This window comes from Hyphomonas sp. GM-8P, assembly GCF_003263315.1.
In the GTDB taxonomy this organism is placed as follows: Bacteria; Pseudomonadota; Alphaproteobacteria; order Caulobacterales; family Hyphomonadaceae; genus Hyphomonas.
On the sequence record NZ_AWFE01000075.1, the window covers coordinates 26,488 to 36,635 of the forward strand.

General features: G+C 63.4%; 12 protein-coding genes. 8 read left to right on the forward strand and 4 right to left on the reverse strand.

Going from position 1 to position 10,148, the window contains the following annotated elements; translation table 11 throughout:
- Positions 1-171: 171 nt before the first annotated feature.
- The 3 genes from thrS (at position 172) to HY26_RS11700 (ending at position 4,255) form a co-directional block, all read left to right on the forward strand.
- Positions 172-2,136, forward strand: coding sequence for a threonine--tRNA ligase (gene thrS / locus HY26_RS11690; RefSeq protein WP_034761301.1), 1,965 nt, complete (start codon positions 172-174; stop codon positions 2,134-2,136).
- A 65-nt stretch (positions 2,137-2,201) separates the two neighbouring features.
- A complete protein-coding gene (locus tag HY26_RS11695; RefSeq protein ID WP_034761304.1) occupies positions 2,202-3,446 on the forward strand; it encodes an O-antigen ligase in 1,245 nt (414 codons plus the stop codon).
- Positions 3,443-4,255: a glycosyltransferase family 2 protein gene (locus HY26_RS11700; protein ID WP_158531484.1), complete on the forward strand. Its 813-nt coding sequence runs from the start codon at positions 3,443-3,445 to the stop codon at positions 4,253-4,255. The genes HY26_RS11695 and HY26_RS11700 overlap by 4 nt, the downstream gene beginning before the upstream one ends.
- Here the strand turns inward: HY26_RS11700 and HY26_RS11705 are convergent.
- Positions 4,252-4,698 carry a cupin domain-containing protein gene (locus tag HY26_RS11705; protein WP_112073664.1) on the reverse strand — a complete coding sequence of 149 codons (447 nt, stop codon included), beginning with the start codon at positions 4,696-4,698 and terminating at the stop codon, positions 4,252-4,254. The two genes, HY26_RS11700 and HY26_RS11705, sit on opposite strands and share 4 nt — an antisense overlap.
- On the reverse strand, positions 4,698-5,471 hold the full coding sequence (gloB, locus tag HY26_RS11710; RefSeq protein ID WP_199288553.1) for a hydroxyacylglutathione hydrolase: 774 nt from the start codon (positions 5,469-5,471) through the stop codon (positions 4,698-4,700). The genes HY26_RS11705 and gloB overlap by 1 nt, the downstream gene beginning before the upstream one ends.
- Before the next feature lie 38 nt (positions 5,472-5,509).
- Between gloB and HY26_RS11715 the strand changes: the two genes are divergently transcribed.
- Positions 5,510-6,253 carry a class I SAM-dependent methyltransferase gene (locus HY26_RS11715; protein ID WP_034761312.1) on the forward strand — a complete coding sequence of 248 codons (744 nt, stop codon included), beginning with the start codon at positions 5,510-5,512 and terminating at the stop codon, positions 6,251-6,253.
- Positions 6,254-6,309: 56 nt separating this feature from the next.
- Positions 6,310-6,654 carry a P-II family nitrogen regulator gene (locus HY26_RS11720; RefSeq protein ID WP_034761314.1) on the forward strand — a complete coding sequence of 115 codons (345 nt, stop codon included), beginning with the start codon at positions 6,310-6,312 and terminating at the stop codon, positions 6,652-6,654.
- 10 nt (positions 6,655-6,664) lie between these two features.
- On the opposite strand, the gene HY26_RS11725 is transcribed toward HY26_RS11720, so the two are convergent.
- The gene (locus tag HY26_RS11725; RefSeq protein WP_051599501.1) at positions 6,665-7,069 is read right to left on the reverse strand and encodes a DUF983 domain-containing protein; all 405 of its coding nucleotides are present in this window, start codon (positions 7,067-7,069) and stop codon (positions 6,665-6,667) included.
- 152 nt (positions 7,070-7,221) lie between these two features.
- Between HY26_RS11725 and HY26_RS11730 the strand changes: the two genes are divergently transcribed.
- From HY26_RS11730 to msrB, 3 genes are all read left to right on the forward strand, one after another.
- Positions 7,222-8,163, forward strand: coding sequence for a prephenate/arogenate dehydrogenase family protein (locus HY26_RS11730; protein ID WP_112073665.1), 942 nt, complete (start codon positions 7,222-7,224; stop codon positions 8,161-8,163).
- Positions 8,160-8,399 (forward strand): DUF2164 domain-containing protein, encoded by a 240-nt coding sequence (locus HY26_RS11735; RefSeq protein WP_112073666.1) that lies wholly within the window; start codon positions 8,160-8,162, stop codon positions 8,397-8,399. The genes HY26_RS11730 and HY26_RS11735 overlap by 4 nt, the downstream gene beginning before the upstream one ends.
- Before the next feature lie 67 nt (positions 8,400-8,466).
- Positions 8,467-9,003, forward strand: coding sequence for a peptide-methionine (R)-S-oxide reductase MsrB (gene msrB, locus HY26_RS11740; RefSeq protein ID WP_112073667.1), 537 nt, complete (start codon positions 8,467-8,469; stop codon positions 9,001-9,003).
- A gap of 22 nt (positions 9,004-9,025) precedes the next feature.
- Here the strand turns inward: msrB and HY26_RS19245 are convergent.
- The coding region (locus HY26_RS19245) for a peptidoglycan DD-metalloendopeptidase family protein (RefSeq protein WP_233351611.1) at positions 9,026-10,148 on the reverse strand (1,123 nt) is incomplete at its 5' end.

The following is a 10,148-nucleotide window of genomic DNA, read 5'->3' on the forward strand; positions in this document are numbered from 1 at the left end:
AGAGCTCGGCCCATTCCCGGAAGCCGCCTGACTGCAGACCGCCCGATTTGAGGGTGGGAAAAGCGGTAAAGAAGCGCTAAGCAAGCCGCCGCATAAGGCTTTTACAACAGGCTTTCCGGGCCCTTGGAATTTGCGCCCCCTGCGGGCGACCGAAATCGAAGAAGACGACCGATGATCAAAGTAACGCTGCCCGACGGCTCAGAGCGAGAATATGCCGACGGCGCCTCGCCGCTGGACGTAGCCGAGAGCATTTCCAAATCCCTGGCCAAGAAGGCCCTCGCCGCCAAAGTGGACGGCGAGATGTGGGACCTTGTCCGCCCCCTCGAAGGCGATGCGAATGTCGCCATCATCACCGACCGCGACCCGGAAGGCCTTGAGCTGATCCGCCACGATGCCGCCCACGTGCTGGCGCAGGCGGTGCAGGAACTCTATCCGGACTCCCAGGTCACGATCGGCCCGGTCATCGATGATGGCTTCTACTACGACTTTGCCCGCGAGGAGCCGTTCTCCACGGACGATTTCGAGAAGATCGAAAAGAAGATGTCCGAGATCATCGACGCCGATTACCCGATCGTGCGCGAAGTCTGGGACAAGGACGAAGCGATCGCGACGTTCAAGAAGATCGGCGAGGACTACAAGGCCCAGATCATCGACGACATCATCCCGCCGGGCGAGGCCATCACGGTCTATCGCCAGGGCGACTGGTTCGACCTCTGCCGCGGCCCGCACCTGCCATCGACGGGCAAGCTGCCGAAGGCGTTCAAGCTGATGAAGCTGGCAGGCGCCTATTGGCGTGGCGACTCCAAGAACGAGATGCTGCAGCGCATGTACGGCACGGCCTGGGCGAACGAGAAGGACCTGAAGGCCCATCTTCACCGTCTGGAAGAAGCCGAGAAGCGCGACCACCGGAAGCTTGGCCAGCAGCTGGACCTGTTCCACCTGCAGCCCGAAGCGCAGGGCTCTGTCTTCTGGCACCCGAAAGGTTTCATGATCTGGCGCCAGCTGGAGGCCTATATCCGTCGCCGGCAGGATGAGGACGGCTACACGGAAGTGAAAACGCCGCAGCTGCTCGATTCCGTGTTCTGGGAAAAATCCGGCCACTGGGACAAGTTCCGCGAGAACATGTTTGTGGTGCCGGACTTCATTCCGAACACGGATGAAGACGAGGTGAAGATACCGGCCGAGACGAGCCTGATGGCACTGAAGCCGATGAACTGCCCGGCGCACGTGCAGATCTTCAAGCATGCCCAGCGGTCCTACCGCGACCTGCCAATCCGCATGGCGGAGTTCGGCTGCTGTCACCGGAACGAGGCCCATGGCGCGCTGCACGGCCTGATGCGCGTGCGCCAGATGACGCAGGACGATGCGCACATCTTCTGCCGGGAAGACCAGATCGGTGAAGAGACGCTGCGCTTCCTGAACCTCTTCTCCCGCGTCTACAATGATTTCGGCCTGACGGAGATTTCCTACAAGCTGGCCACGCGACCGGACGTGCGCGGCGGGACGGACGAGAACTGGGACCGTGCCGAAAAGGCGCTGGCCGACGCCCTGGCGGAAGCCGGTCTCGAATTCGAGATCGCGGAAGGCGAGGGCGCGTTCTATGGCCCGAAACTCGAATTCCACCTGACGGACGCCATCGGGCGGACGTGGCAGTGCGGCACGTTCCAGCTGGACTATGTGCTGCCGGAACGTCTCGATGCGGAATATACAGGCTCCGATGGCGGCAAGCACCGTCCGGTCATGCTGCATCGCGCCGTGTTCGGCACGTTCGAACGGTTCATGGGCATCCTGATCGAGAACTATGCCGGGGCCTTCCCGATGTGGCTCTCGCCGGTTCAGGTTGTCGTGGCTGCCATTACGGACGCTGCGAACGAATATGCCGAGGAGGCGGCGGCTGCCCTTCGCAAGGCGGGTCTGCGCGTGGAGACGGATCTTCGCAATGAGAAGATCAACTACAAGGTCCGCGAGCATTCGCTGCAGAAAGTACCGGTGATTGCCGTCGTCGGCGGGCGTGAGGCGGAAGAGCGGACGCTGGCGCTGCGCCGGCTCGGCTCGAACGGCCAGCAGATCATTGCGCTGGACGAAGCAGCCACGCTCTTGTCGCAGGAAGGCCTTGCGCCGGACCTGAAGGCCTGAGACGATTCTGAACGGCTGGATCTGGGCAGCTGACAAACGGGGCGAGTAGAAGAAGAGTGCGACTCATGTCCTACGCGCCCGTGCTTGCAGCTGCCTTTGTGCTCTGGCCGGTCATGGGCCTGCTCGGCGGGCAGGGTTATGCCCCGCTTCTGGGGCTGGCCGCCCTTCCGGCCCTGGCGCTCGCCCGGCCGAAATGGCCGCCGGCCATTTATGCCATACCGGCCATCCTGTTCGTGATCTGGGTCGTGGTCGGGGAGGCGTGGTCGCCTGTCTCTACCGGATTTACCAGCGGCAGCCTGCTGGAAGGCAATTTTGCAGTGAAGGCGACCAGTGTGCGGGTTTTCCTCGCCGCGGCCTTCGCCTTGCTGGCCATCGGCGGGGCCATGCGCATTGCGGATGGCAGCGCGCAGGTATCGACCCGCGTCATGCTGGGCGCCTTTGCGACGCAGGGCCTGATCCTGGCGGTAACGGTGATTTTCTCAGGCCCGTTGCTGAAGGCGGTCTACGGCACCGATCCGAATGAGGTCATGTCGGGCGTCCAGAATCTGGGGCGCAACGCAAATGCCTTTGCGCTGATCCTGCCGATCCTGATCGCTTATCTCTCCGCCCGCCCGCAATTCTTCTGGAAGCCTGTGGTGGCCCTTCTGGTCGTGGCGAGCCTTCTATTCTTCACGCGGGTCGACTCGCAGAGCGCCGTGATCGGCATGGTGTTCATGATGCTGGCGATCGGCCTGGTACAGGCCCTGCCGAAGCTCGGCTTCCGGATCCTGTTCACCGGCATCGGTGCCTATGTTGCCTCAGCCCCCATGCTGATCGGCACGGTGCTGCGGCTGCTGGAAGCCTACAATCTCCACCTGCCTGGCTCGTTCCAGTCGCGGGCCTGGGCCTGGCACGTGGTGATCGAAAAGATTGCCGAGCGGCCCTTCATCGGACACGGTATCTCCGCCTCGAAGACCTGGGAGGAGACCTATGCCGACCATCCGGACTGGCTGGCGCACCTGCCGGACTTCTGGGCCTATTACAAAGTCGTGCCGGGGCATCCGCACAATATGCCGCTGCAGATCTGGGCCGAGACGGGGATGATCGGGGCGATTCTGCTCGCCTTTTCGCTGGTCCTGCTGGGCTTCCGCCTGCCGGAACCGGGCAAGCTGCGCGAGGATGTCCGCTTCGCCATTGCCGGTGTCACGGGCGTCGCCTTCAGCCTGTTCAACTTCGCCTACAATATGTGGAACGAGGCATTCTGGTCGAGCGTGGCGCTGGCCGCGATCGCGATCATCCTGCTGGCAAAACGCCGCCGGGAGTCGCTGTGAGTGCGCTGCCGACCATCAGCGCGCTGGTCGTGTCCTACCGGACCGGGCCGCGCCTGCATGAATGCCTCTACGCCCTGAAAGGCGATCCGGACATCACCGAGATCGTCATTGTGGACAATGGAAACCCGCCCGCCGACGAAGCCTGGATCGATCAGTTCGTGGCCGATTGCCCGAAAGCGTTCCTGATCCGCAAGGGCGGCAATCCGGGCTTCGGCACGGCGATGAACCGGGCGGCGGAAAAGGCCGGCGGCGACTTGCTGCTCGCCTGCAATCCGGACTGCGTGATCAAGCGCGGTGCGATGGGACCGATGGTGGAGGCGCTGCAGGATGCGCCCCGGCCCGCCATCGTCGGGGGACGGATCTTCGACCTGAAAGGGCAGGAAGAGCGCGGCGCGCGCCGCAACACGCTCACCCTGTGGAACGCGATTGGCCTTGGCCAATGGGCGCTGGACGGGACGCCGGAACCGGATGGCCCGGTGTGCGTCGGCGCGATCACGGGTGCCTTCTTCCTGATCCGCCGGGACGATTACGAAGCGCTCGGCGGGTTTGATGAAGCCTATTTCCTGCATGTTGAGGATGTAGACCTGTGCCGCCGGGCGATTGAGGCAGGCGGCTCGGTCACTTACCAGCCTAAGGCAGGGGCGCTGCATTACTCGTCCACGTCAGATGCGCCTTCGGCATTTGTGCAGGGTCACAAGGTGAAGAGCCTGAAGCGCTATTTCCGGAAATTCGCAAAGACGCCGGGAGAGAAGTTCGCGACAGCTCTGATGGTGCCGCTGATCGGGCTTGCCATGCGTCTGCGCGGCTAGGCTTTCGGGCGCCAGTTTTCCGGCGCGAGTTCAAAGCCTGCAAAGTCAAAGCCCGGCGCCACGACGCAGGAGAGCAGCGTCCATGCGCCCAATGTTTCGGCGGCCTGCCAGTGATGCGCCAGTACGATACCTTGCAGCGACTGTCCCGACCGAAGGTCAGGCCCGAGCGTGACGGCACGCGGCGCTGTGCCCTCCGGGGTCGCGGTGGTCAGCACCAGCGGCCCGCCTGCCTGCCACAGCCAGATCTCGTCGGCATCCACCCGGTGCCAGGCCGAGACTTCATCTGCCTGCAGCAGGAAATGAATCAGCGTGGAGGTTGGGCGCTCGCCTTCAGCTGCAGCGGCACGGAACGTCTCCACATAATGCCCGCCCTCCGGATGCGGCGCCATGTTCAGGAGGCGGATCACCTCCCGCGCGCCGAGATCGCCGGAGATGGCCTGCATCAGAACCGGTCCTTGCGGCCGCGGATTTCGGCGAAGGTGGCGACGGCGTCGCCGGGGTGGCCCATGGCGGCCTGGAGTTCCGGCACGTCGGCGCGCAGGAAGGGGTTGGTGGCGAGTTCCAGGTTGAGCCTCGTCGGCACCGTTGGCAGGCCCCTGGCGCGGCGGTCGTCGATCTCTTTCACATAGTCGGTCAGTTTCGCATTGCCGGTCTCGATCGTCTCGGCAAAGCGGGCATTGGCCTGCGTGTATTCATGCGCGCAATAGATCAGCGTTTCCGGCGGCAGGGCTTTGAGCTTGGAGAGGCTGTTCCACATCATCTCCATCGTGCCTTCGAAGACGCGTCCGCAGCCGAGGGCGAAGAGGGCGTCGCCGACAAAGGCCGTCTCCTGCTCCGCGAAGTGATAGGCGATGTGGCCCAGCGTGTGGCCCGGTACATCCAGCACGCGGGCGGTGGCGCGGCCGAACTCCACCGTGTCGCCTTCCTTAAGCTTCACATTGATGCCGGGGATCTTTTCCGCTTCGCCCGCCGGGCCGTAGATCGTGCAGTCCGTCGCGTCCTTGATCTTCAGATTGCCGCCGGCATGATCGGGGTGCCAGTGGGTGTTGAAGATGTGGGTGATGTGCCAGCCCATCCGCTTCGCCTCGGCCAGGTACTTGTCGGCGTCGGGCGTGTCGATGGCGGCTGTCTCGCCGGAATAGGCTTCATGCACGAGATAGCCGTAATTATCGTTCAGGCAGGGAAATCGGTGTACGTCGAGGGTGATCTTGGTCATCTTTGTCTCCTGAAGACTGGCCTAGCACAGGGAAACCCATGCGTCAGGATGCTGTCACGCTCGAACGCTTTTACTCCGCCCCGCTGGGGCAAGCGGCGACGCGCATCCTGTCCGGCAAGCTGACGGATCTGTGGGGTGAGGCGCGGGGCCTGTCTCTGCTGGGGCTCGGCTTTGCCATTCCCGTGCTGGACGCGTTCGGCGACGCGCCGTCGCGGATCGTCGCTGCCGTGCCGCTCGAACATGGGCCCGTGAAGTGGGATTATTCCGGTCGCGGCAATGCCAGCGTCGGTGTGGGCGACGACCGGCTGCCCTTTCCGGACGGCATGTTCGACCGGGTGATTGTGCTGCACGGGCTGGAGGAGACGGGCAATCCGCGCACCTATCTGCGTGAGATCTGGCGCATCACAGCGCCGGAAGGCCGTATCGTGCTGGCGGCGGCGAACCGGGGCGGGCTGTGGTCACGGGCGACGCGCACACCGTTCGGCCAGGGCCGGCCGTGGACCCGGTCGCAGCTGATGAACCTGTTGTCGTCTGGCCTGTTTCAGGTCACCGCCTCGACCAGTGCGCTCTACATGCCGCCTGTGTCGGCAGGGCTCGTCACCTCGGCGGCTGAGGGCTGGGAAGCGATTGGCAGTCTGATCACGCCCGGCTTTGGCGGGGTCGTCCTGGTTGAAGCGGTCAAGCGGCTCTATGCCCAACCGGGCGGCGGGGCGCCCGCACCTGTTACCGAAAAGGTACGGATTCCCCGTCCTGTGCCTTCTCCAAAACGCGAAAGTCATTGACGTGTCATATAAGCGGCAGATACTTCGCAACTGCAGCAACTGTTAGGGGAAGCGCCATGAAGCTTGTCACAGCCATTTTCAAGCCCAGCCGGCTCGACGCGGTGATCGACGCGCTTTCCGAAGTCGGGGCCACCGGACTGACCGTTTCAGAGGTCCGTGGTTATGGCCGCCAGCTCGGCAAAACCGAGGTGTATCGCGGTGCCGAATACGAGGTTCGCCTGCTTCCGAAAGTGAAGGTCGAGGTTGCCTGTCCGGACGATGCCGCCGAACGGTTTGCCGATGCCATCACCCAGGCAGCCAACACCGGCACGATCGGCGACGGGAAGATCTTCATCCTGGATCTCGGGTCTGTCATCCGCATCCGCACGGGCGAACGCGACGAACTGGCCGTTTCAGGCTAGGGCAAACGCCTCAGGAAGCGTTTGCATCCGCGTCGACATCGCTTGCTTTGACATCTGTCGCTTTAACCTCGGTCGCGCCGTGGTGCAGCTGCAGATTCAGCAGGATCGCCTTGGCGATGGGCAGTAGCGCCAGGATTAGGCCGATCATGATTGCGGACATCACGAGAAAGGCCAGGATCTTGAGGCCCAGCGGCATCGGAATCAGGGGCACGATGAACATGAATGGCGCGGCCAGGATCAGCACGCCGAACCCGACGAAGAAGGCCGGGCCATCAGCGGTGTCGTCATTGCTCATTTCCCGTCCGCAGACAGGGCAGGCGTCGTTCAGCTTCAGATAGCTTTTGAACAGCTTGCCTTCGCCGCAATTGCCGCATTTCAGCTTCAGGCCGGACAGGATGGGGGACGGTTTGGACATGGGCGGTCTCCGGGGGGCTCGGCCGACACATCGTGCCCAGAGGCGCAGACTTCAATGCGACAGATGGCACGCGGGCGCCGGGCGGCACTTGACGGGCGGGGCCCGATTGCCCACCAGAGCGAGCTGTAATTCGCAAGATGGAATACCCCCAGATGTCTGACCCCATTTTCGAGCGGATCGCCATTGTCGGCGTTGGCCTTATTGGTTCTTCCATCGCGCGGGCCGCAACGGCTTATGACGCCGCCGGGGCCGTCTCGCTCTATGATGTCAGTGACGATGTGCGGGCCCGCGCAGAGGGGCTCGATCTCGGAAATGTGACCGGAACGCTCGCCGAAGCGGTGAAGGATGCAGATTGCGTGATCCTGTGTGTGCCGGTCGGCGCGCTGGCACCGGTGGCGCAGGCCGCTGTGCCGCATATGAAGGCAGGCGCGATCCTGTCGGATGTGGGCTCGGTGAAGAAGCAGGCTGCCGAGGCGTTGGCATCTGCCGATGATGGGCGGGTGTTCGTCATTCCAGGCCACCCCGTGGCGGGCACGGAGCAATCGGGGCCGGAAGCCGGCTTCCCCACCTTGTTCCGCAATGCCTGGTACATCCTCACGCCGCAGAGCGGGAAAGGGGAGGCCTATGAGGCCGCGGCCGAACAGCTGAAAGCCTTTTGGCGGGCGCTGGGCTCGAAGGTGGAAACCATGGATGCCGGCCGCCATGACCGCGTGCTGGCCATCACCTCCCACCTGCCGCACCTGATCGCGTTCAATATTGTCTCCACGGCCTTCGACATGGAGACGGTTGAGCAGGGCGAAGTGGTGAAATTCTCCGCTGGCGGTTTCCGGGACTTCACCCGTATCGCGGCGTCGGATCCGGTGATGTGGCGCGACGTGTTCCTGAATAACAAGGAAGCCGTGCTGGAATGCCTCGGGCGATTTTCCGAAGACCTGGCCGCCCTGCAGCGGGCGATCCGCTGGGGCGATGGCGATTTCCTGATGCAGGAGTTCACCCGTGCCCGGACGATCCGCAAGGCCGTCATCGATGCCGGGCAGGATTCCGGCGCGGTGAATTTCGGCCGGAACCAGAATGGTGCTAAACCGGACGCATGAAACCGCTGACCCTCTCGGATGACCGGCGTGAGGCGCTTGCAGGTCACCTGCGGCGCCTGTTCGCGGAGGAGTTCGACGAGGACCTCAGCGGCTTCCGCGCCGAAGCCATTATCGAACTGATGCTGAAACAGATGGGCCCGGCGGTCTATAACCAGGCCGTGGAAGACGTGCGGGCGCATTTCCAGGACAAGCTGGACGATCTGTCAGGCGAAGTCTGGGTCGATGGCGGCGTTTGAAGCCTCTCACACAATCTCACGTGAATTTGTGTCGCCTGCGAGGGACCTTCGGATGTAGGGAAAGGGCATGAAACCGACGACTTCCATGCTGTCCCGCCGCGGCCTCCTGTTTGCAGGCACCGCTTCTCTCGTGATTGCTGCCTGTTCCGGCGGCTCCAGCAATGCGGTTGCAGAGCCGGAAGCGAACGGCGAGGGCGGCGATCCTTATGCCAGCAGCGAATGGCGCAAGGTAACAGAGGCAGAGTGGAAAGACCGGCTGGATCCGAAGGCATTCGCCGTGCTGCGCCAGGAAAGCACCGAGCGTCCGTTCACCTCACCGCTGGAGCATGAGAAACGCGAAGGTACCTATCACTGCGCCGGGTGTGATCTGCCGCTCTTCTCGTCCGAAACAAAGTTCGATTCCGGCACAGGCTGGCCAAGCTTCTGGAAACCGCTGCCGGGCGCCATGGGTACCAAGGACGACCACACGCTGTTCTATACGCGCACGGAATATCACTGCGCGCGCTGCCTCGGCCATCAGGGCCACGTCTTCAATGACGGGCCTGCGCCGACGGGCCAGCGCTGGTGCAATAATGGCGTGGCGCTGACTTTCCGGCCTGCTTGAGCCAGACAGTCTGAACCAGACCCTATTCGATGATCTCGACGCCTTCGGGGATCACGAAGGCCGGCACGGATGCAATCGCGACATCGCCATCGTCGATCAGTTCGCCGGGGCCGTTCTCGCGCCGTTCATAGGCGGCAACCAGTGACGTGTAGGGCGGGACATAATCCCAGCCGCCGCTGCCATTGTTCTGCGTGATCTCGAAATGCAGGTGCAACACAGTCGGCGTGCCGCCGAAATCGTTCGAGACATAGCCGATCGTATCGCCTGCCTGCACCGTGTCGCCGATGGAAACGGAGAGCTTCTTCATGTTGAGGTGCAGGTATTTGTAGATCCGCCCGCCGGAGCGGAGGTTCACGCTGTAGGAGCCGACATTGGAGATGACGCCGTCTTCCACGGCCACGACCTCATGCGCGTCGCGATCCGCTGCGGATGTGGAGCGCTCTGACTGGCAACTGGCGGGTGTGCCGACGCGGATATCCTGGCCCTGATGGATCTTACTGCGCGGGCAATAAGCCGAATTCCGGTTCGATGTGCGTGTTTCGCAGAAATTGTCCCGCCACGGATATTCGAAATTCCGTTCGTCGCACTGGTCGCCGCCGACCATGCCGCCGCCGAAGGTGAAGACCATGGATTGCAAATAGGCCGGGGAGTCCTTGATCGGGAAAACCATGTCCGGCGCGAAGATCGTTTCCTCTCCGGCCCCCTCGCCGGTGCCTGGCAGAAGGGCGCCCGGACCATAGAAGGAGAAGGCGGGTTCGACAGGCGCTGGCGGCTCGGTTGTATCCGGCGTGTTTGTTGGCGAGGTCGTGTCGGTGTCAGCCGTATCTGTTGAATCGTCCGGTGTATCCGCGGGTGTGTCGGTCGGCGTGTCCGTGCCGGGATCGGTATCAGGCGCACTCGTGTCTGGCGAATCTGTATCTGGTGCGTCTGTATCTGGCGTGCCGGTATCGGGTGTGCCTGCGTCCGGCGTATCCATGCTGGCATCCGTATCCGTATCGATTGGCCCTGTGTCCGGTGTGTCTGTGTCCGTGTCGGTCGGCTGGTCGCCCGCGCCGTATGGGTCTGTCACCGGCGTGCCGGGCGGCGGAGGGCCGGGCGCGCCGGGTGGCACCGCAGGACCTGCCTCCGGTGTTGCCGGCGGCGGG